At 36.5% G+C, this 21507-nt stretch carries 25 protein-coding genes and 3 tRNA genes; 4 read left to right on the top strand and 24 right to left on the bottom strand.

Annotated features, from left to right (window positions below; all coding sequences use genetic code 11):
- Positions 1–50 precede the first annotated feature (50 nt).
- The 18 genes from KKC17_03445 to ftsE form a co-directional block, all read right to left on the bottom strand.
- The gene (locus tag KKC17_03445) at positions 51–641 is read right to left on the bottom strand and encodes a hypothetical protein (protein ID MBU1039246.1); all 591 of its coding nucleotides are present in this window, start codon (positions 639–641) and stop codon (positions 51–53) included.
- 45 nt (positions 642–686) lie between these two features.
- A complete protein-coding gene (locus KKC17_03440) occupies positions 687–1277 on the bottom strand; it encodes an HAD-IA family hydrolase (protein MBU1039245.1) in 591 nt (196 codons plus the stop codon).
- Positions 1278–1679 carry an NUDIX hydrolase gene (locus KKC17_03435; GenBank protein ID MBU1039244.1) on the bottom strand — a complete coding sequence of 134 codons (402 nt, stop codon included), beginning with the start codon at positions 1677–1679 and terminating at the stop codon, positions 1278–1280.
- Positions 1672–1932: a hypothetical protein gene (locus KKC17_03430; protein ID MBU1039243.1), complete on the bottom strand. Its 261-nt coding sequence runs from the start codon at positions 1930–1932 to the stop codon at positions 1672–1674. Before KKC17_03430 ends, KKC17_03435 begins: the two co-directional genes overlap by 8 nt.
- A gap of 4 nt (positions 1933–1936) precedes the next feature.
- A complete protein-coding gene (locus KKC17_03425) occupies positions 1937–2485 on the bottom strand; it encodes a 3'-5' exonuclease (GenBank protein MBU1039242.1) in 549 nt (182 codons plus the stop codon).
- Between the two features lie 5 nt (positions 2486–2490).
- Positions 2491–3177 (bottom strand): hypothetical protein, encoded by a 687-nt coding sequence (locus tag KKC17_03420; GenBank protein ID MBU1039241.1) that lies wholly within the window; start codon positions 3175–3177, stop codon positions 2491–2493.
- Positions 3170–3679, bottom strand: coding sequence for an NUDIX domain-containing protein (locus tag KKC17_03415; GenBank protein MBU1039240.1), 510 nt, complete (start codon positions 3677–3679; stop codon positions 3170–3172). Before KKC17_03415 ends, KKC17_03420 begins: the two co-directional genes overlap by 8 nt.
- A gap of 2 nt (positions 3680–3681) precedes the next feature.
- A complete protein-coding gene (locus KKC17_03410; protein ID MBU1039239.1) occupies positions 3682–4164 on the bottom strand; it encodes an NUDIX hydrolase in 483 nt (160 codons plus the stop codon).
- Between the two features lie 5 nt (positions 4165–4169).
- The gene (locus KKC17_03405; GenBank protein ID MBU1039238.1) at positions 4170–4943 is read right to left on the bottom strand and encodes an endonuclease/exonuclease/phosphatase family protein; all 774 of its coding nucleotides are present in this window, start codon (positions 4941–4943) and stop codon (positions 4170–4172) included.
- A 4-nt stretch (positions 4944–4947) separates the two neighbouring features.
- Positions 4948–5340, bottom strand: a complete 393-nt coding sequence (locus tag KKC17_03400; GenBank protein MBU1039237.1) for a hypothetical protein — start codon at positions 5338–5340, stop codon at positions 4948–4950.
- A gap of 17 nt (positions 5341–5357) precedes the next feature.
- The gene (locus KKC17_03395) at positions 5358–6605 is read right to left on the bottom strand and encodes an AAA family ATPase (protein ID MBU1039236.1); all 1248 of its coding nucleotides are present in this window, start codon (positions 6603–6605) and stop codon (positions 5358–5360) included.
- Between the two features lie 195 nt (positions 6606–6800).
- Positions 6801–8258: a hypothetical protein gene (locus KKC17_03390; GenBank protein MBU1039235.1), complete on the bottom strand. Its 1458-nt coding sequence runs from the start codon at positions 8256–8258 to the stop codon at positions 6801–6803.
- Between the two features lie 313 nt (positions 8259–8571).
- Positions 8572–8642: transfer RNA gene (locus KKC17_03385), tRNA-Gln, on the bottom strand.
- A 152-nt stretch (positions 8643–8794) separates the two neighbouring features.
- Positions 8795–9064, bottom strand: a complete 270-nt coding sequence (locus tag KKC17_03380; GenBank protein ID MBU1039234.1) for a phosphatidylglycerophosphatase A — start codon at positions 9062–9064, stop codon at positions 8795–8797.
- Complete coding sequence (locus KKC17_03375; GenBank protein ID MBU1039233.1) at positions 9034–9303, bottom strand: phosphatidylglycerophosphatase A; 270 nt, start codon at positions 9301–9303, stop codon at positions 9034–9036. The genes KKC17_03380 and KKC17_03375 overlap by 31 nt, the downstream gene beginning before the upstream one ends.
- A gap of 166 nt (positions 9304–9469) precedes the next feature.
- Entirely contained in the window at positions 9470–9805 is a 336-nt protein-coding gene (locus KKC17_03370; GenBank protein MBU1039232.1) for a 4a-hydroxytetrahydrobiopterin dehydratase, read from the bottom strand.
- 114 nt (positions 9806–9919) lie between these two features.
- Complete coding sequence (locus KKC17_03365) at positions 9920–10834, bottom strand: ABC transporter permease (protein ID MBU1039231.1); 915 nt, start codon at positions 10832–10834, stop codon at positions 9920–9922.
- Between the two features lie 62 nt (positions 10835–10896).
- The gene (gene ftsE, locus KKC17_03360; GenBank protein ID MBU1039230.1) at positions 10897–11586 is read right to left on the bottom strand and encodes a cell division ATP-binding protein FtsE; all 690 of its coding nucleotides are present in this window, start codon (positions 11584–11586) and stop codon (positions 10897–10899) included.
- Positions 11587–11811: 225 nt separating this feature from the next.
- On the opposite strand from ftsE, the gene KKC17_03355 reads away from it, so the two are divergent.
- The 3 genes from KKC17_03355 to KKC17_03345 all read left to right on the top strand — a co-directional run bounded on the left by KKC17_03355 (position 11812) and on the right by KKC17_03345 (position 12589).
- Positions 11812–11885, top strand: a tRNA-Gly gene (locus KKC17_03355).
- A gap of 80 nt (positions 11886–11965) precedes the next feature.
- Positions 11966–12039, top strand: a tRNA-Thr gene (locus tag KKC17_03350).
- 31 nt (positions 12040–12070) lie between these two features.
- Positions 12071–12589: a GrpB family protein gene (locus KKC17_03345; protein MBU1039229.1), complete on the top strand. Its 519-nt coding sequence runs from the start codon at positions 12071–12073 to the stop codon at positions 12587–12589.
- A gap of 32 nt (positions 12590–12621) precedes the next feature.
- Here KKC17_03345 and KKC17_03340 read toward each other — a convergent pair whose 3' ends face one another.
- Both KKC17_03340 and KKC17_03335 read right to left on the bottom strand, forming a co-directional pair.
- Entirely contained in the window at positions 12622–13011 is a 390-nt protein-coding gene (locus KKC17_03340; GenBank protein ID MBU1039228.1) for a septum formation initiator family protein, read from the bottom strand.
- Between the two features lie 37 nt (positions 13012–13048).
- Positions 13049–13534, bottom strand: a complete 486-nt coding sequence (locus tag KKC17_03335) for a hypothetical protein (protein MBU1039227.1) — start codon at positions 13532–13534, stop codon at positions 13049–13051.
- A 43-nt stretch (positions 13535–13577) separates the two neighbouring features.
- On the opposite strand from KKC17_03335, the gene KKC17_03330 reads away from it, so the two are divergent.
- Positions 13578–14015 carry an NUDIX domain-containing protein gene (locus KKC17_03330; GenBank protein MBU1039226.1) on the top strand — a complete coding sequence of 146 codons (438 nt, stop codon included), beginning with the start codon at positions 13578–13580 and terminating at the stop codon, positions 14013–14015.
- A gap of 224 nt (positions 14016–14239) precedes the next feature.
- Here the strand turns inward: KKC17_03330 and lepA are convergent, their stop codons facing one another.
- The 4 genes from lepA to KKC17_03310 all read right to left on the bottom strand — a co-directional run bounded on the left by lepA (position 14240) and on the right by KKC17_03310 (position 21504).
- Positions 14240–16030 carry a translation elongation factor 4 gene (gene lepA, locus KKC17_03325; GenBank protein ID MBU1039225.1) on the bottom strand — a complete coding sequence of 597 codons (1791 nt, stop codon included), beginning with the start codon at positions 16028–16030 and terminating at the stop codon, positions 14240–14242.
- Positions 16015–17604, bottom strand: a complete 1590-nt coding sequence (murJ, locus tag KKC17_03320; GenBank protein ID MBU1039224.1) for a murein biosynthesis integral membrane protein MurJ — start codon at positions 17602–17604, stop codon at positions 16015–16017. Before murJ ends, lepA begins: the two co-directional genes overlap by 16 nt.
- Before the next feature lie 207 nt (positions 17605–17811).
- Positions 17812–20367 carry a DUF4012 domain-containing protein gene (locus KKC17_03315; GenBank protein ID MBU1039223.1) on the bottom strand — a complete coding sequence of 852 codons (2556 nt, stop codon included), beginning with the start codon at positions 20365–20367 and terminating at the stop codon, positions 17812–17814.
- A 30-nt stretch (positions 20368–20397) separates the two neighbouring features.
- Positions 20398–21504 carry a glycosyltransferase family 4 protein gene (locus KKC17_03310; protein ID MBU1039222.1) on the bottom strand — a complete coding sequence of 369 codons (1107 nt, stop codon included), beginning with the start codon at positions 21502–21504 and terminating at the stop codon, positions 20398–20400.
- Positions 21505–21507: the final 3 nt, after the last annotated feature.

The raw sequence follows: 21507 nt of genomic DNA, 5'->3' as shown, positions 1-21507 counted from the left end.
ATTTGGGTATTATTTGAGATTTAGGATTTAGAATTTAAGATTTATTAATTCTATTCTGGCAGGCGTTTAAAGCTTACAATTTCTCCTTTAGCGCTGTTAACATAGGAAAGGTTGCTGGCAGATAGGTTGATAATTTGATAATCAGAAATTTGGCCATTTAAAGTTACTCGCAGAATTTGCGTACTGGGCCCGGCTTGGCCTGCTTCGGGTTTAACATATTCCCAAGTGCCAGTACCTTTTGACTCATTATTATAAAATTCTTCTACTGTGTTATCAGCTCGGTAATTAATTTGATATTTATCATCACTGTTGTTTTGCCACCGGCTTATTAAAGACCCGGTATTAGTGGGAGCTTTATTATCTATTGGTGGTTGATTAGCTGGTTGCTGGTCAGCGCCGATTTGCGGTATAGGTGGCGGAGTTTGTTGCGGTTGAGGTTGTATGGTTGCCGTGTCTGACGGATTGTTGAATTCGGGCATTACTTCTACAGTTGCTTCTGGCTCACTAGGTTTAGATAAGTCTAGAGTAGCTGTTTGAATCTCGTTAATAGATGTATAAGTAAGAGCTTTAAACAACCCATAGCCCCCACCTAAAACTACTAAAAGAATTATGATGTTGGTAATGTTAAACAATTTAGACATGATTATTTACTAAGTTTTAGTTTATTAACCTTTTTATTATAGCATTTATTTTAAATACTGCTGGATAAGGCTATTGGTATTGGTGGCGTTAGTAAAAGCAAAATTAGGTATATTTAAAGACTCAGCCGCAGCTAAGTTTTTAGCCTGGTCGTCAAAATACAGGCAGTTTTCGGCTTTAAGATTATTATCGGTTAAAACCAGTTGCCAAGCTTTTATATCTGGCTTTACTAAACCAGTTTGCCAGGAAAAATAAATTTTGTCCGCTATTTCATTAAGCCAAGGGTAAGATTGGTAAAATTCAGCCCGTTCTTTAAAATTATTGGATAAAATAATAATTTTTAGACCTTGCTGCCTAAATTTTTTGGCCAGATTAATCATAGCTTGGTTAGGTACTTCACCCTTAAACCAGTAATCCCAAAACTCTGGTTCGTTTAAATTAATCCCCCATTTTTGTAAATAAGGTTGCCAATAGGTAAAAGCCGGACCAGCCTTAGGTTTACGTACTTGGTCCATTATGCTGAATAAGGCTGGTAAAAATTCTTGAGTAGTCAGGCCAAAATCTTTATGTACCCGATCGCTTAACTTAGGGCTAATTATAAAAACACCGTTTAAATCAAAAATAACTGCTTGTAACATTTATTTACTTTTTAAATATTTAATAAAGTTTAATAAATGGGCGCTACGAGGGTTGATTTTTTTTAACTCAGAGATAGTTAGCCATTTAAATTCACTATGTTCTGGGCTTAGTCGGACTTTTTGACTGTGAGTTTTAGCGCTGGCTAAAAGTTCAACTGACCAGTAGTTACCCGGCCATTTAGCCGCCCAAACATTTATTAGTTTTAAGTTGGTTATTTTTAAACCGGTTTCTTCTTTGGTTTCTCTGGTAGCTGTTTTTAAGGGTTGTTCACCAAATTCAATTCCACCGCCGGGAAAATCCCAACAACCTTGTTCGTCTCGGGCCTTTTTTCCTCTTTTTAGTAATAAATATTTATTTTTACAATTAACTAAAACGTGTATGCCGGCAGAAAATTTATTCATACTTTAGTTTAATTAACATAATTATATTTACAATAAGTCCGACTACCAAAAAATAAATAATAAAATTTGGTACAGCTATTATAACATCTTCATATTGGTATAGCAGAAGACTTAAACCTTGCACTTCAGCTGGCCCGCCGCCGGTTTTAGAAAATATGCCAGTCCATTTGGTTAGTTCTTTTAAATGCCAAAAATAATAACCAATAGCTGACAGTAAAACAATTACATTAAGACCAATAATTTTTTTAAGCATAACTCTATTTGTCTAATAGTTTTTGTAAAACCATGGCTTCTAAACGACAGTCTTCTAAAGCGTCGTGTTTTAATCTGGGCTTAGCTCCAAAGTATTGAAAAACAGATTCCGATTTATAGTCGCCTTGATAATTTGGATCGTTTAATAATTTTAAATAAGCTGAACCCCATAAATCTAGCAAGCCCCCTGGTTTAATATCTATGTTGACGGTTTTAAGTAAGTTTTTCCAAAAATGCCAATCAAAATTAGCATTCCAGGCGCATAGAGTATATTTGTCCGGTATTATTTTAGTTATTTGTTGAGCAACTTCTTTAAGGCTAGGCGCCTTGTTTATTTCTTCTAAATCGTTTCGGCTTAATGTTGCCCATTTAAAACCCGGCATATCTGGATTAATTGGTTGTTGGGGTTTTATCCAGGAAACAAAACTGGCTTTTTCTGATAAATTATTTTTATCTAAAACAATAAAACCAATTTGCACAGCTTCGTCTTTTTCTAAATTAAAACCGGTAGTTTCAAAATCCACTATTATAATATCTTTTAATAAATTTTTCATAGGATTTATTTTTCATTATGAGAAAGAAATATACTTTTAACAGTCTTTAACAGTTCAGCTCGGTACTCCCCGTCAAAATTATGCCCGCCGGGCAGAGTTAGCACTTTTATTTTTGAATCCAGTTCTTTGGGCGGCACGGCCGAAGCAGGTTTATCATCTTTAGCGGTAATAATTGCTAAGTCCGTTAGTTTGACAAAGTCATTATACAAATTAACCGGGTTTATACCCTGCCGACTTTGCCAATACTCCTTAGGTACCAAAGTAGTGGTACCGTCTAGCCTGGGAAATTTAGATACACCTTCCATATCAATTACACAGCCCGGGCGGTTTTTAAAATTACTAATAGTTCTTTGATCATCCAGAGTAAAAGGTGGATTTAAAAAAATAGCCTGGCTTAGACCCATAGGTTTAAGCATAGCCGCCACTAAACAGCCTTGGGAATGCGCTATCAGGCTTATATTAGCCCCTAAATGGCTGTTTAGGGCTTGTTTTAGGGTCTTGGCTAGTATTTCTACCTGTTTATCCAAAGGGCTTAAGGTAAGCGTATTTTGGGCTTTGTTTACCAGATTATAATCAAACATTATATGTTCCGCTTCAGGCAAAACTTGGGCTAGTTCTGTAAACATTCCCCGTTCATCTTTTTGTACGCCAAAGCCATGGGAATAAATTATAAGATGTTTGGTTTTATTCATAATATTTATTTACTTTATCATACTCCAATTCTATACAACGGTTTACAGCCTTTTTTAAAAAATAAATCCAGTGGTCATAATCTTTATTTTGGTTCCTTTGTTCCCAGTTTTTTATAATTTCATTGGCGGTTGCCCAAGTTAAACTAAATTTTTCGTGCTCTTCTAATTTAGTGTCTAATAAATCAGCTGATTTTAAAACAACTAAAAAACAAGTAGCCAAGCCGACTCGGTTTACTTGTTTAAGACTGTTACGATAACGCACCAAGGCTTGGGAAATTTTTTCTATGTATAAAAAATCATGTAGGCCGCTTTCCTCGGTAACTTCTCTTAAAATACCCTGCTCAATACCTTCACCCTCGCTAACACCGCCGGAAAAAAGCCTAAATAATCCGCCGTCATAATCTTGCCCTACGGCGTATTTTTGGCTGGCTGGATTAAACACCACACCACAACCACCGTCCCGCCGTTCTTCGTTTTCCCGTTTTATACCAAATTCCAGCATAATTAATTTTGCTTAAGTTTATATTGTTGATATATTTTTATTATTTGTGGAATAGATACAGAGCAGTCTTTGGGAAGTTCTTGGGGGTTATACCAACCTGAATCTATAACCTCAAAATTGTCTATTTTTACAAAAGAAGAATCCGCAAGCAAATAAAAACATTTTACAATATTTTTCTTATAATTTCTTTCGGATGTGTATTCGCCTATTTCGATTAGTTTATTGGTTTTAATTCCGGTTTCCTCTTCTAATTCTCTAACAGCTGTTTGTTCGGCATTTTCTTTTTTATTAACCGCGCCACCAGGAAAAACCCATTTTTTATGGGCATAACCTAATTTAGTCATTAATAGTTTACCATTGTTTTCGACTATTATTTTTACTCCTAAGGATTTTGGTCGAAAAATAAAACAATAAACCTTATAGAGAGGATTTTTAAAAAAATAATATAATTTTAAAATCTTTTTTAAATAAATATTATTACTCATAATTATTATTTAAATTCCACTAACAAAGGTAAATGGTCGGAAATGTCGTCGGAAAAAACCTTAAATTTGTTTACCTCTATATCTGGTGAAACAATTATATAATCAGCCATTTTTTCTTCTTTAGTATAAAATTTACTGCGAGTAGATAAGACATTATACTTTTTTACTAAATTAACCAAGCCTTGTTCTAAAATTTTTATACTTTGTCCGTCGGCTTTTAAATTAAAATCCCCACAGAGAATTTTTTTATTATTTTTACTATTTAGAAAAGTTTTTATTATTTCGGATTGCCTTAATCTTTCTGCTGTATCGGCTTTATGCGTATTCTTTTGCCATAGACCATGAAAATTTAAAATAGAAAAAATTTGATTACCTATTTCCAAATCAATATGCTGAACATTGCCTGTAACCCGACCACTATCCCTTTGCAGTGTTTCGATTTCAGAAAACATTTTATCATAGCATTTAAAAGCCCCATTATTAATTACTTTAATTGTATTTTTAACAAAAATAGCTTGGCCAGTGCCAAAATTAACTATTTCACCAGCAAAATGATCCGAGGCTGGTATATGTTTATAAGCAACAAAATCGGGCAAAATGGCTGATATTTCTGTAAACAGATTTTCCCTAGCTTTGTTTACTGGTGTAAATTGGGGCTTAGGGCCAAACAACATTTCCTGAAAACAAAAAATATCGGTATTAACCGAGTGTTTTTTAATAAAATCCATTAAAGGCTGAAAAACAATCCCACCCCAAGTGTTTAAGGTAATTAGTTTCATCTAATTAAATATTATTATCCAAAAACTCCTTAAGCGCTACAAGGTCTTGTTTGGCACTGTCGTAAAAGTAGGATTTTAGACCAACAGATTCAGCGCTTTTAACCGCCTGGGGGTTATGCTCAAAATAAACAACTTCGTCTTTATTAAGATTAAACCTTTGCAGTAAAGTTTCAAAGTATTTGGGGTCGGTTTTCTCGGGATTGTGCTTTAAGGTAAAAACCGGATAAGGCATTTTATCCAGGCCGAATTTTAAATATTGTTCATCATTGGCGCCAGTTAGAATGATTTTGGGATTGGGATAGGTTTCCAAAAGATTATGCATATCTTGAAAAACCTTAAAACTCCCCCGCTCCTCTACCACAAACGCATCTACAGCGTCTACTAATATTGTTTTCATAAAAATTATTTTTTATATTAATTTCTTCTCTCTGTTTTTTTATGGTTTTTTATCCAAAAAGCAAAGCTTGCCCATTGTAGCCTGTACTGCCCATTATAACCTTCTCTTGGAATAATTATCCCTTTTTCTTTTAGCGCTCTTAAACCGTTATTTAAAGCTGTTTTTTTACCTGAAAAATTTTTTTGTATATCTGTTTTTTTAATCCAATCATTCCATTTTTCTGCCATTATCGTTAAAATTTCTCTTTGTGATTCTACGTTTATATCTTTGTAAAAAGGCTTAACATAATATCTATCTCCTATAAGTTCTAACGCCCCGTGGTTCATAAAAACACCTTTTTTGACATCTTCTATTGATATAATATTATCTGTATCTGCCTCAAAAACAGAATAGCCTATTTGTTGAACAAAATGAGGATATCCTTCTGAATAGGCATATATACTAATTAAGGCGTCTTTATTAATAACGGTATCTATATTGGATGTTTTTTTTGATTCTTTTAAGCCGTTATTAATAACTTGAGATGTTTCTTCTGAAGAAAGTGGACCAAGATCAAATTCCTGAAATAAGCGTAAAGAAGATTCATGGCTGTCAGATAGTATATTTCTTGTGTTTGGTAAACCACTTACAATAAAAAGTATATTATTATTACTTTCCCTAACTAGTGTTTCTGTTAAATTTTTTAAAAAAGATCCTATAAATAGTTCTTTTGAAGCCTTATCTGCTTCGTCTATCAGTATCACTAATCCATCTTTTTTGTCTTTTACAGATAGACTTTTATTTTGTATTAATTTTAGTGTATCAGACAAAGAATATATAAAATCTTGGATAATTTGAGCGTTGTTTTTATTGGACTCGTCTTTTTTATAAGAAATTCCAACCGCCTCAAAACGACTTAAAAAGTTCCAAGCCTTTTTAATTAGTGCTATTTGGGGGTATTCTTTGTCGAGTTCCCTTTCTATAGAGTTTTTTAAACTAATAGCTAGGTCTACTAGTGTTATATTTTCATTCAAACTAACTCTAGATACTAAAAAATTATGTTTTCTTTCCGCTTCCCATAGCACATCACCTCTAGCAAAAAAATCAGCAGCGTTTAGTAATGAAGTTTTACCTATTCCTCTTTCTCCAAGAAGTAATAAATGAGTCGGGTTTCCATGAGCAGTTTGTAATAAGGCCTTATCTATAGCATCAATTTCAGATTTACGCCCAGCAAACATATCTTTGTGTACAGGACTGTTAGGTGTAAATGGATTTACTTTTATCATATAATTTCTACCTCTTTAGTTTATAATATACCTTAAAAAATAAGAGAGCAACGGATAAGTCTATTACTTTTTTATCTCTGACTGACTCGGTCTCGTAAATTTACCCATCAAGCCCCACAAGGCTTTTCTGACTACTTTTATTCTATCATTTTGACGCTCCTCGGAATGAGCCCAAAAGCGACAAATGCGACACTATTATGAGTTCATTACTCTCCTAGCTTTCTGTGACAAAATTTCATCTTCTGGATGTTCAATGCCCGCTTTCTTCTGGTTCAAGATATTGATCAAGTCTGCATCAGTGAGTGGAATAATCAATCCGTGTTGATCCTTATACGAATCAGCACATCGTTTAAGAAAAACATCTTCATCGTCAATGTCTCGACAGACAATAATTCCAAACCTGCCCCTATTTGGGGAAAATCTACCGACCATTTGATCTAGCTCAGGATTACGTATATCTTTTGAGTAATTCTTGCACTCAATAAAGATATATGGACAAGGTATACTAAACGCATGTTGCAGTCTGTAGAAAAACCCGTCAGAAGGAGCGCCGTTATCAAAAGCAATGTCTATCCTTTTTCTTCCCTGATTAATCTCTAATTCTTTAACGGGGTTAATGAGATTTGGATAGAATATAAATTCGAGAATACCTACCATCAGGGTGTGGTAAGCAGATGCTGTGGCATCTCCACTCTTAATCGTCCCCAGTCTTGCAATGAGATGATTTATGAGCTGATTAACATCAATAGATTCAAGCTCCGAATCATTCATTGGAAATACCTGTGATGCTGCACCGGTTCGAAAATTATTAAAAACTTCTGGATGACGCCTAGTGAAGTCGATTAGTTCTTCTTTATTGGAAGTTAACTCGCGCTGAATAAGGTCTTTCTTTGTCACGAAACGACGTCTAACGGAACCGTCTTTATTATGGGTAGTCTGAACAAGTGGCGTATTTCTCCTCAAGTGGTCATCCTGGAGAAATTCAAGAGCGTAGTGCTGATGATATTTTCCATGATTAAATTCCTTTACATAAGAAACTACCGCTTTGGGTACCAGCAAAATTTTCTTATAATTTACTACCAACATTTCTGTGTGTACTTGCTCCCATCTGCGGTTAGTGGCGTCCCAGAAAAAACCCGAAGGAACATCGGTGGTCATAGGAATCCCATGCAATGCGCATTGCGCCTGAGTGTACGCAATGAGGTTTGCACGAATAATATTGGTAGTCATATCTGAAACCTTGTCCTTGCCAATGCCCTCAATAAATATTGCCGTGTCTTCGAGGTGCTCAACTAGCCCTGACGCCACTGCTCTACTTGTGGAGATGCTATCGAATAAATCATCTGCATTTTCTTCTCCGACACCACGCCCTCGAGGACTCCTTCTAGACATTCCAAGACATGTCTCGTTTGGTTCATTTAAATGTTGGAAGTTGGCGCGTGCTTGGTCAATCTGTCCATTCCTAATCAGCTCAAGATTAAATTGAAAAAATCCGCTAATTGTTCGAATTGCATCAATGGAAAATGGATCAGGACGCGCGGAAAAAATGAATGGATTTAGATATACAGGAAAGTCTCTGTCTATATTTATGTTTACAAAATCCAACTCGCGCTGTGTTTTATTTAAATGATATATGTCACTAATCTTTGCCATGTTATAGACCTCTTAATAATTCAAAGAGCACCTGAAGACCCGTCCTGGTCATAGGTACGGTGTCCAGACTGGCTGGAGGAGATGGATTCTCCTTCACTCCTTCGCCAGTTGGCGAATCGGACACCTGGGCGGTGTGTATCAAAACTACATCTGTTCGCTTTTTCTCGCGCCCTTAGAATCTATCATATACCATAAAAAGATAAAAAAGCAACGGATAAGTCCATTACTTTTTTATCTCTGGGGGAGATGGATTCGAACCATCATTAGTCCCGCCAAGGCGGGAAGTCCTAAGTATTATATCTCCTATTTCCAGCTGGGGGAGATGGATTCGAACCATCATAGCAGGCTTCAAAGGCCTGAGTCCTACCATTAGACGATCCCCCAGCTGGAAATACGAAACTCTATAAATTGTAAATTAAACTGGCTACCCAATATTAATACTGGCTGTATTATTCTAGATTTTGTTAGCTTAAAGGTCAAGATATTGCTATATAATAATTCAGCCCCGCTTTATTTAATATAAGCGGGGCTTTTGGTTATATTGGAAACATTAAGTTTATTAGGATATAGCAACCGGCGCTATATAAGCCGGCTACGTAATCATCCAGCAAAATATGGTGCGGTGTTTTACCGGCATCAATTCTGTTTATTCCCCAGGGTTTTAATATATCAAAAATACGGAACAGAATAAGCAGTATAATAGCTGACAAAAGATAGTTATGCGGTTTTACTTTTAATAAAGGGGCAAAAGCAACCAGCATACCCAAAATTTCATCTATAATAATCTCTTTTTGGTCATACTCCACTTCCTCCCCGTAAGAATTTTTCTAGTGCCTAGGAAAATTCTGGCTGGCTCTATACTTAAATAACCAAGTATATAAATAGCAATGATTATTAAAGGATAGTAAAACCAGTTGTTTTGGGATATTTGCAAAGCGTAATGGCAGATTGGTAAAGCTAAAATACTGCCAAAAGTTCCTGGAGCCAAAGGAATAAAACCCACACCCAAGCCGGAAGCTATAAAAACTGATATTTTAGTTTTCAAAGTACCCTCTCTTTTTGTTTTAATTATTTGCCCTGTAGCTTAATTGTACTAATAAGACTAGTCAAGACAACTAATAGAATATAGAAGTTAGAATTATGAATAATTACTACATCACCCCCAATTCGCGCGAATGGGTGGAATGATAAACACTGTCCAGAATAACAAGTTATAATAACTGGTTTATTTTGGCGGCTAAAATAAAGTCGTTGATAGATAAACCATTAATAGCGTGGGTAGATAAAGTGATATTAAGTTTGTTCCAATTGTGTAAAGTAAAATCCGGATGATGTCCTTCGCTTTCGGCAAGTTCAGCCAATTGATTTATAAAAGCAATAGTTTGTTTAAAATCTTTAAAAGATAAATCTTGACTAATAGACTTAATATTGGTAGCCAAAACCCAACCCGGTACCAATTTTAAATAATCTAAAGCTTGGGATTCAGTTAAAGGCTCTACCCCGCCTTCGCAAGGCACACACTTTTTAGATAAGAGATCAGTAGACATAAATTTAATAAATTCTAAATCTTAAATCCTAATGTCTAAATAATACCCAATATTTTAATTTCCAATTTAGGGTATTGTAATTTATTTAGGATTTAGATATTAGGATTTGGAATTTTATACCTTAAGGTATCTTCGCATAGCCACTGTAGAAGCCAACATACTTAAAACAGCCGAACCTAGGAATAGGCTGCCAAAGAAGACAAACCAACGTTCGGTAAAGTACTGTACGATATTAAAGTCGTAACCGTTGAAAAACGAGCTTATATAAGGCTGTAGGGCGGTTAAAAGTGGGTAAAACAGTATAGAAGTCACAGCGGTAGCTAAAAAGGCGTAAATAAGGCTTTCTATAAGCAAGGGAGCCCGTATAAACCAGCTGGTAGCGCCAACCAAGCGCATAATGCCCAATTCCTCGCGATGAGTGTAAATATTCATCCTAATGGTATTAAACACCACCAACAGAGAAATAATTATAAAAAGTAAGCTAACTGCCAGGCCACCTTTTTTAACCCGATCGGTTATTTTGGCAAATGATTGAATAACCGTGCGATAATCTTCGAACCTGGTTTCTTGAATATATTTTTCATAAGTGTCCCCTTCCAGTTCGTTTAAAATAGTGGTGTAACCTTCTTCGGTTAAAGCTTTAACAGTTAAACTGGAACCCAAAGGATTGGTGCCTAATTCCAAAAGCGCTTCAGCAATTAAAGGATTATTTTGATATTTTTCTTTAAAAATTTTTAAAGCTTCTTCAGCTGGCACAATAGCCACGCTTTTTACGCCCGGAATGCTTTCTAAATTAGTTTTAACTAATTGAATGTCGTCGGTTTTTAATTCCGGCTTTAAATAAACCGAAATGTCTATTTTTTCTTCCAACTTATTTAAAGCCACGTTAGACAAAGTGTTAATAACGCCTAAAATAGACACGGAAAAAATACTTAAAGTTAAAATAGTTACGGTAACTACCGACAGCCAAATGTTTCGCCAAAAGTTTTGGCCGGCAAAGCGTAAAGCGCGATAAAAAGAAACAAACATAAAGTTTAAATCCTAATTTCTAATAACAAATTCTAAATTTCAAATTAATAGCAAAGTTTAAATTATTTAAGTATGTAACGGCCTTTGGCATGGTCGGATAATATTTGTCCATTGTCTATCATAACCACGCGACGTTTAAGATCGTTAACTACTTCTTTGTTATGAGTAACCAAAATAACCGTGGTGCCAAATTCATTTATTTTTTTAAGCAGTTCGATTATTTCTTTGGTGTTAATGGAATCCAAGTTGCCAGTTGGTTCGTCGGCTACCAAAATTTTTGGCCGATGAGCCAAGGCTCGGGCAATTACCACTCGTTGTTGCTCGCCACCGGAAATTTCTTTAGGAAAACGGTTAGCCTTTTCATCTAGACCCACTATTTTTAACAACTGCGGGACAATACCGGCAATTTTTTCTTTAGTTAAACCAGAAACTTCCAAAGCAAAAGCTATATTTTCGTAAACAGTTTTACGGGGTAATAACTTAAAATCTTGAAAAACTACACCGATTTGTTTACGCAATAAAGGAATTTCTTTGTCCGAGACATTGGTAATATCCCAACCACTAATCAAAATACGACCAGCTGTTGGCTTTTCTTCGGCAATTAACAAACGTACCAAAGTGGTTTTACCAGTACCGCTTTGGCCCACCAAAGAAACAAATTCCCCTTCTTCAATAGACCAGTTAACCTCTTTTAAGGCTGTAATATTGCCAGGGTATATTTTGCTAATGTTGCGAAATTCAATTAAAGCCATAATATTTTATACTATAGCATAAATTTATCTAGGCTAGGTAATTTTTATCTTAACCAACCTTGATTTTTGATTGTTTGATTACTATACTTGTTAAGCTAAATTACGATATACTATAAAAAGTCTTGGTTAAATTAAGAGTCCTTAGCGGAATTAGTATAATGGTAGTACGTCAGCCCTGCAGCACAAGCTATTGCTTGGCTACAAGGTAAACTTCCCCAAAATTAAGCGGGTATAGTATAGGGGTATTATGCGACCTTCCCAAGGTTGAGAGACGGGTTCGAGTCCCGTTACCCGCTCCAGCTTTCGCTAAAGCTTCAGCTGACTTACGCCACATTTTAAAAGCAATAATTTAGCCTAGTACAGTTTTATAAACAAACAAGCCCTCTTAGTTCAGTGGTAGAACAGCGGTATCGTAAACCGCATACGCCAGTTCGATTCTGGCAGAGGGCTCCAGTTTTTGCTAAAGCCATAATCAACCGTAAATATGATAACCTTTAAACAAGAAAAATGGCTTAAACACCTATCTACTATTGATAAAATCAAAATTATTCCTTTTGACCAAACAGCTGAAGAAAAATTTTTAAAGGTTAAGCAAAAAATTCAAAATGTACTAGGTCAAAAAATAAAAGTAGAACATCATGGAGCAACAAGTTTGGGAATATCTGGACAAGATGAAATTGATATTTACCTTCCGGTTTTAGCTACTGAATTCAATTCTTTAATTAAACCTTTAAAAAAAATGTACGGGGAGCCAAAAAGTTTATACCCCTTGGAAAGGATTAGATTTGTAACAAAGTATCAAGGAAAGCATATTGATATTTTTTTAATTAACAAAAAACATGCTGATTGGAAAAAAGCTGTTAAATTTGAAACATATTTACGAAATAATCCCAAAAGCCTTAAAGATTATCAACAATTAAAAGAAAAAAGTAACGGCCTTAGCGTACAAGAATACTATCGTAAAAAAATAGAATTTATTAACAGAGTGTTGTCTATAGTCTAAAAACAAGCCCTCTTAATTCTGAATTCTTTTTATTATTTCTTAAAAAAATAATTTAACCAGCGTTGCCAATTACTTAATTCTGCAGTAGATTGTTGATTTGTTAAATTGGTTTGGCTGTTAGTATTAGTTAAACTAGGTATAACGACCACGGTTTCACCAGGCTTTTGCAAACCTAAACGTAATCTAGCTTCTCTTTCTTTAAATTCCTCAGTAGCTAAATAATCTATTAATTTCCCCAACTCACTGTTTTTATTTTCCAAAACAGCGGTGTCGCTTTCCAATTGGTTTATTTCTTTTTGCAGTTCAGCCCGCCTTAATAAACTTTTGGTTATTCCAACACCAATAATAACTATAGCTACCAAAGCCACTAACAAAAAAATTCGCGAAGTTACTATGCTCCAAAAATCATAACGTTTGCTCATATTTACATTATATAACTTAAACCCTTAATCACAAAAATTAAACAGAATTTTGCTGGCTAATAATTTTAGTGGCCAATTCCTTAGGATTTTTTATGTGACTAAAATTTAATTTTATAGTGCCGTGGCTATAACTTACCGCCACGGTGCCGTAATTTAATAATTGAGCTGCTAAACCAGGCTTAGTCCAATTAACATCTTCCAAATTTACATAGGCCACCTGAGAAACAACTTCTTTAAATAAACCTAAGCGATTAATATCAATTAAACGTTTTTCGGTGAGTAATAATAAAGTACCGCGCCACAATAACCGTGCCCTCAGTAACCAATAACTACCGACAATAATTAATAAGCCTAAACCAATTAATCCCCACTGGCCTTGGTTAATTAAGGGCCAAACTAAAAATAAAGCCAAGGCCCACGCTAAACTGCCCCAAAAAATAGTCCAGCCTTGGCTTAGTAAGATTGGCTGATAAGTTGCTGTAACCACTTCACCAGGTTCCAAGTATTTGCTAAGGTTAATCATATAAGTTAATTACTTAAGTGCATTATACTTTTAATTTAAAATTATGGATATAATCAGGCCTAAGGTAGGTATTGGTATATACATATCCGACGGCAAAGGTAATCTTTTGTTAACATTGCGGACCAGCGCTCATGAACCTGGTACATGGTGCCCGCCTGGTGGACACCTAGAAATGAACGAAAGTTTTTTAGATTGCTGTAAAAAAGAAGTAAAAGAAGAAGTAGGTTTAAATTTAACAGATATTGAAATAATTGGTGTAGTAAATAATATTTTTTCTCCAAAAAAACATTATGTAAATGTTGATTTTATAGCTAAGGGTGTTTCTGGAAAACCGATTATAGGAGAACCGGATAAAATTAAGGAAATTGGTTGGTATTCTTTAAATAATTTACCCAAACCATTAATGCTACCTGTAATTAATTTGTTTAAAGAATATCCGGAAGTTATAAATAAATTAAAAAACTTTAATAGTTTTAATTAATTTGAATTTTGTTAAATTCTTAAGCCTAACTTTTTTATTCTGTTAATTTATTATGTCGAAAAAACATTCTTGGCGCAATAAAGTTTGGTTGGTAGTAAGCATTATCGTGGCTGTAATGATGGTTTTGCTAACTGTTAGCCCAGCCTTTCTTTAGAATAAGAATTACGAATTATGAAGTATGAATTAAGATTTTTAATTATTCTAAATTCTAACTTTTAATTTTTCTACTCTTGCCGGCTGATTAAAGCTAAATAGGCTTTGCTTGGTATAGCCACCTTACCCTGCAAACGCATACGCTTTTTACCGGCTTTTTGTTTTTCTAATAATTTTCTTTTTCGAGTAACATCACCGCCGTATAATTTAGCCGTAACATCCTTGCGCATAGCGGGAATTCGCTCCGAAGCTAAAACCTTGGCACCAAAAGCGGCTTGAATTTTTACTTCAAACATTTGGCGAGGCAATAAATCTTTTAATTTGCCAACAATGGTTCTGGCTCGGCGATAAGCTTCGTCTGTGTAAACTATAGTGGCTAAAGCTTCCACCACTTCATCGGCCACTAAAATATCCAAACGTTTTATATCACAATCCCGATATTCTAAAAATTCATAATTCAAAGAAGCATAACCAGCGCTTACTCCTTTAATTTGATCATAAAAATCCACCAAAATCGCGCTTAAAGGCATTTCATAACGCAAAACAGCTCGCGCCTGATTGTGTTGGCCACCTAAATAATCAGTGGTTAAATAAAGTCCACGAAAATCCTGGGCCACGCCCATTAAATTACCAATGTATTCTGAAGGTGTTACCATATCCACCCGCACCATCGGCTCTTTAATGGATTTTATGTTTTCCCTAGCTGGTAAATCCAAAGCACCTCGTACAATAAAAGTTTCATTTTTATTAGTAACAACTTCATAGGCCACAGACGGCGTGGTAATAATAACCGCTAAATCATATTCCCGTTGTAATCTCTCGCGAGTTACATCTAAATGTAATAAACCTAAAAAGCCACAACGAAAGCCATAGCCTAAGGCTGGTGAATGTTCACCTTCATACATTAAACTAGCATCGTTTAATTTTAATTTTTCTAAAGCTTCCCGTAATTTAGAAGGATTTTCCCCAGCTCCCGGGTATAAACCAGCATAGACCATAGGTTTTACTTCCACATAACCAGGCAAGGGCTGGGCTTGTTTACTAACAGCTAAAGTATCCCCCACCCGGACCTGCCTAATATCTTTTAGACCAGTAACTATGTAACCAATTTGGCCAGCTACTAAATCTTTAGTTTTGTTATACTTGGGTGAGTAAACTCCGGTTTCTAAAATTTCACCATTATCCTGACTGCCTAATAACCAATATTTATCACCGGTTTTAATTTGTCCGTCAGTTAAACGGACCGAAGCCACCACTCCGCGAAAATCATCGTAACGTGAATCAAAAATTAAAGCTCGACCAGTAGTTTGTAAATTAAATTTAGGTGAGGGAACTTTTTTTATTACCTCATTAAGCACCTCGGCTACCCCACTACCCTCTTTGGCCGAAACTCGCAGCACCTCCGAAGGTTCAATTTGTAATAAATCAGCTAATTCGGCGGCCACCTTGTCGGGATCGGCCGCTGGCAAATCTAATTTATTAATAACCGGTATTATAGTTAAACCTTGTTCTTTAGCCAATTCAAAATTAGCTAAAGTTTGCGCTTGAATACCCTGAGTGGCATCCACCAACAAAATAGCGCCTTCCACCGCCTGCAAAGACCGAGAAACTTCATAACTAAAATCCACGTGGCCGGGTGTATCAATTAAATTCAAATAATGGCCTTGCCATTGCATACTGACCGGCTGAAGTTTAATGGTTATTCCCCGCTCTCTTTCTAAATCCATTTGGTCCAGCAGTTGATTTTTCATTTCCCGACTGTTAACAGTTTTGGTAATTTCCAAAAAACGATCGGCCAAGGTAGATTTACCGTGATCAATGTGCGCGATAATGCAAAAATTTCTTATTAATTTCTGATCCATAATCTTTTTACAAAAGTTTGGCCGCTTAACCAGATTTGTTTTATAAATTTAACTTCAGCCAAGCGCCAAATATAAACTAAAGTAACATAAACCGCTACACCTGATAAGCCGGCCACCAAGCCTTGGCTAAAAATACCGACAAAAGTGCGCATATCTACCACAGGCGCCATTAAGCGCAAAACTAGATAAGCCACGCTGCCGGCTAAAAAAGCAGCCGCCATCATTGGTTTAAGGCCAGCAATAATTTCTTGGCTACCCAAAGAACCTAAACGCCGGCTTAATAACCACAGCAGTAAACATAAATTGGTTAAACTGGCTGCCACATAAGCTAAGCCAATGCCGGTTAAACCTAAGGGCCGCAGTGTTATTAATAAAGATACATTGACCAGCAAACTTGCTAGTGAGGCAATCACCGGAGTTTTGGTGTCGGGTAAAGCGTAAAAAGCCCGCGCCACTAAAGGTATTAAACTGTCTGATACCAAAGCTAAAGCCAAAAAGCCCAACATTTGAGCGGTGCGAATAGTAGCTAACCAATCAAAGGAACCGCTACCTAAAACCACTCGAACAATTTGGGCTCGTAAAACAAGGAGCATGACCGCCACTGGCAAAATATAAAATAAAATACGCCGTACACTAGCTACAAATTGCTGCCTAAAATCATCGGGCCGGCTTAAACTAAAAGCTTGGCTAAACAAAGGAAAAACCGCTATGGCTAAAGAAACGCCAAAAACATTTATGGGAAAACTGTGTAAATTAACAGCTAAAGCAAAAGCCGCCAAACTACCAGCGGCTAAATGAGAAATAAAAGCGGCTGTAATAATATCGTTTAAAGAACTGGCCGCTAAACCGAAGGTTCGAGGTAATAATAATTTAAAAACTTGCTTAAAATATTTATCTCGCCAATCAAAACTGGCTTGCCATTTAAAACCTAACTTTAAAACAGCTGGTAATTGAACCAGTAAGTGGCCGAAGCTACCGATTAAAACTCCCCAAGCCAAACCAATAATACCCACATACGGCACTAATAAAACAATGCCAAAAATTAAACCCAGGTTGTATAAAACTGGAGCCAAAGCATAAGCGGTAAACCTACGCTCGGCTTGTAAAACCGAACCTAATAAATTAGAAGCGCCAAAAACCACTATAGACAAGAGCATTAACCTGGTTAATCTAACAGACAAGGCCAAGGTCTCCAAAGAAAAACCCGGTGCAATAATGGGCACCAAGTGATTAGCAAAAATTATGCCTACAATAGCGGCGGCTAATAAAAAAATTACTAACCAATTTAACAGTCGACTAACCAATAACCAAGCTTGGTTAGGGCCGGCCTCGTTTTTTAAACGAATGTAAGAAGGAATAAAAGCCACGGCTAAAGCCCCTAAAACAAAGGTATTAAAAATAAAGTCCGGCAATTTAAAAGCGGCGTAGTAAGCGTCCAGGGTAGCGGTAGCACCAAAGGTTGAGGCTAATAAACGATCTCTGACCAGGCCTAACAAGCGCGATAAAATTGAAAAAGCGGCTATAATAATAGCGCCGCGACTAATTAAACTAAGACTGCTAGTAGTTGGCTTCATAATAATTTTGGCCAAAAAAAATCCCGATTGGCTGGAGGTGAGAAGGCTTAGAGTGACCAAATGTTGGTATCCAAGCAAACGAAGGTGCACAGCTTAAACCATCTAATGGCTTACCCGTACAGTCCTCTATAGTCATTCTCTAATGTCCTCCAACCAGTCAGGATCTTATATTACTAATGATACCACATATTAAAGATAAAGTCAATACTAATTAGCTGCTGATAAATTTTCTAAAATCAAACCATAATAAGCGTCTTTGGATAAATCACTGGTAAAAATTAGTTGATTGTCTTGTTTGCGCAAACTATCGGAAGAGTTTTGCCAACGGACCGACCAATCTTTAGGCCAAGTGACTGTAGACAAAAAATCAATTGGCTGAACACCAGCCTGCCTTTGGAAATATATTTGATAACGCCGTAAATCTTGCCAACCAGCGGTGGAGGGCAAAACAAAAGGTAATTTATAAACCAAGTTTACTTCTTGCGTTTCCCCAGGAGCTACGCTAAGCCAGTTAGCAAAAACCGTTTTACCAGATTCTTCGCTAATTCTGGTGCCCGACTCTTTATCTGTAGCTATATATTCTTCGTGCAATCTTAAATCTTCGTCCAATTCCGCTTCCTCGGGCACGGCTCTAAAATAATTATCTGGCGGCGGTGTAAAACCACGAGCCAATAAAAGAGTAGAACCTAAAGGTAAATAAAATCTAACATAATCAACATTTCGTCTTTTTTCAAAAATATCCTCAGCTCGCCCTTGATGTTGGCGCTGATAACTAATTTTGGCAATCATTTCGCCAGTCGGGGTTATTTCTACACTGTGGCGCAAAGTATCTTGGGTAACTAAATCGGTTTTACCGCCACCGATATTAGTGCGCACCACGGCTAAATAATCCATGGGCACGCTTTTTACTTGGCCGGCCCAACCATAAGTTAAAATTTCCGCTTGTAAATTAGGATCGCTTAAATAAAATTGCAAACTGCGACTAGCTAAAGCTTTTTCCAACAACAATAAGGCCTGGCCTTTTTTAGCCGGCGACAACTGCATAACTTTTTCCACTAACAAAGGTGCTAAATCGGCAATGAATTGTTTAGGTCTATTAGCCTGTCTATCATAATCCACTTCCACAGCCAGTTGGGTTTCCCGCAAAAAATTATCAGCCGTTAAAACTTTGTTGTAAGTTGGAAAATCCAGCGGGCCGGTTAATTTAAGCAAATCCAGTACCAAGTCCGGTGTTATAGCAATTACGCCGTTGGTACTGGGACCGCCTGATTCAGTAATAAACCATTGAATTTTTTTAGCCGAGGTTGGCCAATCAAACCACCAATTAGCATCTTGCAATTGCCAAGTACCCCGCACCAAACGTAAAGGCGGTGGTGGGCTGATTAAACGACTTAAAGAACCTTGAAAATCATAAGGTCCGCCCCCAGGAATATTAACTTTTTGTACCGCACCCTGACTTATATCCAAAAAAGCTAAACTACCCATAAAACCGCCAGTGGGCCTAAGTTCACTAGAATTTTGAAAAACTACTACATAAGTTTTGCTTTCGGTTTGGCCAACAACTCGCTGTAAAAAAACCGGTAAAGCCATTAAATTATGGAGCAAACCATTTAACTGATTAAGTTCCTGACGCAGTAAAACAAAACGTTCTTTAAGTTCTTGGGGTAGAGAATCTGGATCCACTTTGCTTAAATTATCAGCGGCTTTATCCAAATGAGGTTGAATTTCTTGTAAAGTATTTTCTAAAACAGATAAGGTATCCCCTAAGTGGTTACCTAATTGCTCTGGTGTGGCGCCAATAATACTGCGCCAAGATTCCACAGCCAAAACAGCTGCCTGAGAAACCTCCCGACTAGCTTGAAGTAAATAACTACCGGCCACATACTGTTGCGGTTTGCCCGGCAAACGGGATAACAGAACCATAACTCTTTCTGGCCAGAGCTGTAATTGTTTAGCCGCTTGGTCAAAAGTAGCGGCGGCCTGATTGAAATTATCACCAGCCATATCAATATCACCATTACTCAAATTAACTGTGCCATTTTTAATCATCTCAATAGCTTGATGTGATAAAGACATAACCGTGGACTGACGCTCCTGCAAAGATTGCCAAGTGGCCACTACTTTAAAGGGCACCACTATAACCAACGACAAAATCATAAAGCCGGCCGCTTGCAACCAAACTATCTTTTTTTTATCAACCGGCAAAGTTAAATCCACCCGCTGACCAGCCGAAGATTTAGAGTTAGAACTTTGACTAACAGTTATTAAACGCCACGGAGAAAACATAGCCAAACCAAGTAGACGTTTAAACTCTTTAATATCCGCCTTAATATCCTTTATTAAAGGGCCGGATTCTTGATAAACATTTAAAAAAGCTGATAACAATAAGTACCAAACAGCTTCGCTTAACCACAAAACCGTTTCGACTAAAACTATTAAACTAACATCGCGCGCTTGGTTATAATAACGACCACTCCCCCTTTTTAATACCTGATTAAAATAATGATTTAATCCTTTGACAGATTTTTTTAATTTAAAGTCATTATTTTTTTTAGGCCAGACTTTTGGTAAAACTACGTTGGGCACCTGTTTAATTGGCGCCTCTTCAATAATTGGCTTTAAATCAGCCCTTAAATTAAGTACGTGACGCGATAAACTAATTTTACTTTTTTTAAGCTGATTGGCTGAGGTGGACAAGTTTAAACTCCACCATTGCCAACCATTATCGGATTTTTGTTTACTTAAATTATTTTTAGCAGTCATAACAAGTTAATTGTAGGAGAAGCTGAGCAATTATTCAACCTGTAGTCGTGTTTTAAATGATTGATAAATGGCTAAAACTTGCTGTCCAGTAATAGACCAATCATAAATCCGTGGCAAGGTGGCTGGTGAAAAAACTTTGGCAATTGGCTTGTCCAGTGCTTCTTGTAATTTATTTTTTATATCCTCCACCTGTTGCGGATTAAAATAAATTGGCGCTTGGCCGAGTATTTCTTTAAGAACTGGCAAAGCCGATACTACCACCGGCTTATGGTAAGCCAGGGCTTCTAAGGGACCAAAACCAAACCCCTCCCACAAAGAAGGTAAAACATAAGCTGTGGCCTGGCTATAAAGGGCGGCTAAATCCCCTTCGCTGGCTGGGCCCCAAAAAATAACAGCCGAGTCTAAATTTTTATCTTTAATTAATTTTTTTAAACGATTAGTAAAAAAATCTTCCCGACCAACCACTAGCAATTTAATATTTTTATTGGCAAAATTACCAGCCGCATAAGCTAAAATTAAACGCTCTAAATTTTTGTGCGGATAAGCTGCTCCAACCACCAAAAAATAATCATAACCAACTTGCAAATCCGTTGGCTGGCTAGGGGTCGGGGCCAAATAAATAACCGCTATTTTACTTTTAATTTTTGGATAGTGACTTATTAAGTCTTGAGCCGTGCTGTGGCTGACTGTTAAAACTTGGGCGGCCCGACTAACTGCCCGTTTAATTACGGCATAATAAACCGACAATTTTATAAAATATAAAAACTTAGGCAAAGAACTGGTTCGACTAAAAGGAAAATGATGAATAATAAGATCATGTACTGTAACCAAATAAGGCCGCGGTGTTAACCAGGGTACATTAAAATGAGGATAGTGGACTAAATCAACTTTTAATTTGACAATTAACCTGGGTAAAAAAAATTGCTCAGCTAAACCATAAACTGGCCAAGGAGCCTTTACTAAATGAAAATTACTGGGCAAATTTTCAGGCTGTTCGCTATTTTTGGGATTAATCAATAAAAAATAATCATTCAGCTTATCCTGTTTAGCTAATTGATTAATCAAATTACTAAGATAACGGCCTAAACCGCGATGTTGCCTGGGACCGAATAATCTGGCATCAATAGCTAAGCGCATAAT

Source organism: Patescibacteria group bacterium (assembly GCA_018817715.1).
Taxonomy (GTDB): Bacteria; Patescibacteriota; Patescibacteriia; order Veblenbacterales; family UBA10138; genus JAHITT01.
Note: the sequence above shows the minus strand (reverse complement) of the source record. Positions and strands in the feature narration are given on the sequence as shown.

Coding starts and splice junctions, on each gene's coding strand:
- KKC17_03435 (MBU1039244.1), bottom strand. CDS start 1,679: ATGAATAAATTTTCTGCCGGCATACACGTTTTAGTTAATTGTAAAAAT.
- KKC17_03415 (MBU1039240.1), bottom strand. CDS start 3,679: ATGCTGGAATTTGGTATAAAACGGGAAAACGAAGAACGGCGGGACGGT.
- KKC17_03345 (MBU1039229.1), top strand. CDS start 12,071: ATGATAACCTTTAAACAAGAAAAATGGCTTAAACACCTATCTACTATT.
- KKC17_03425 (MBU1039242.1), bottom strand. CDS start 2,485: ATGAAAAATTTATTAAAAGATATTATAATAGTGGATTTTGAAACTACC.
- KKC17_03310 (MBU1039222.1), bottom strand. CDS start 21,504: ATGCGCTTAGCTATTGATGCCAGATTATTCGGTCCCAGGCAACATCGC.
- KKC17_03390 (MBU1039235.1), bottom strand. CDS start 8,258: ATGGCAAAGATTAGTGACATATATCATTTAAATAAAACACAGCGCGAG.
- KKC17_03445 (MBU1039246.1), bottom strand. CDS start 641: ATGTCTAAATTGTTTAACATTACCAACATCATAATTCTTTTAGTAGTT.
- KKC17_03420 (MBU1039241.1), bottom strand. CDS start 3,177: ATGAATAAAACCAAACATCTTATAATTTATTCCCATGGCTTTGGCGTA.
- KKC17_03315 (MBU1039223.1), bottom strand. CDS start 20,367: ATGACTGCTAAAAATAATTTAAGTAAACAAAAATCCGATAATGGTTGG.
- KKC17_03330 (MBU1039226.1), top strand. CDS start 13,578: ATGGATATAATCAGGCCTAAGGTAGGTATTGGTATATACATATCCGAC.
- lepA (MBU1039225.1), bottom strand. CDS start 16,030: ATGGATCAGAAATTAATAAGAAATTTTTGCATTATCGCGCACATTGAT.
- KKC17_03340 (MBU1039228.1), bottom strand. CDS start 13,011: ATGAGCAAACGTTATGATTTTTGGAGCATAGTAACTTCGCGAATTTTT.
- KKC17_03400 (MBU1039237.1), bottom strand. CDS start 5,340: ATGAAAACAATATTAGTAGACGCTGTAGATGCGTTTGTGGTAGAGGAG.
- KKC17_03410 (MBU1039239.1), bottom strand. CDS start 4,164: ATGAGTAATAATATTTATTTAAAAAAGATTTTAAAATTATATTATTTT.
- KKC17_03365 (MBU1039231.1), bottom strand. CDS start 10,834: ATGTTTGTTTCTTTTTATCGCGCTTTACGCTTTGCCGGCCAAAACTTT.
- KKC17_03405 (MBU1039238.1), bottom strand. CDS start 4,943: ATGAAACTAATTACCTTAAACACTTGGGGTGGGATTGTTTTTCAGCCT.
- murJ (MBU1039224.1), bottom strand. CDS start 17,604: ATGAAGCCAACTACTAGCAGTCTTAGTTTAATTAGTCGCGGCGCTATT.
- KKC17_03440 (MBU1039245.1), bottom strand. CDS start 1,277: ATGTTACAAGCAGTTATTTTTGATTTAAACGGTGTTTTTATAATTAGC.
- KKC17_03370 (MBU1039232.1), bottom strand. CDS start 9,805: ATGTCTACTGATCTCTTATCTAAAAAGTGTGTGCCTTGCGAAGGCGGG.
- KKC17_03395 (MBU1039236.1), bottom strand. CDS start 6,605: ATGATAAAAGTAAATCCATTTACACCTAACAGTCCTGTACACAAAGAT.
- KKC17_03430 (MBU1039243.1), bottom strand. CDS start 1,932: ATGCTTAAAAAAATTATTGGTCTTAATGTAATTGTTTTACTGTCAGCT.
- ftsE (MBU1039230.1), bottom strand. CDS start 11,586: ATGGCTTTAATTGAATTTCGCAACATTAGCAAAATATACCCTGGCAAT.
- KKC17_03335 (MBU1039227.1), bottom strand. CDS start 13,534: ATGATTAACCTTAGCAAATACTTGGAACCTGGTGAAGTGGTTACAGCA.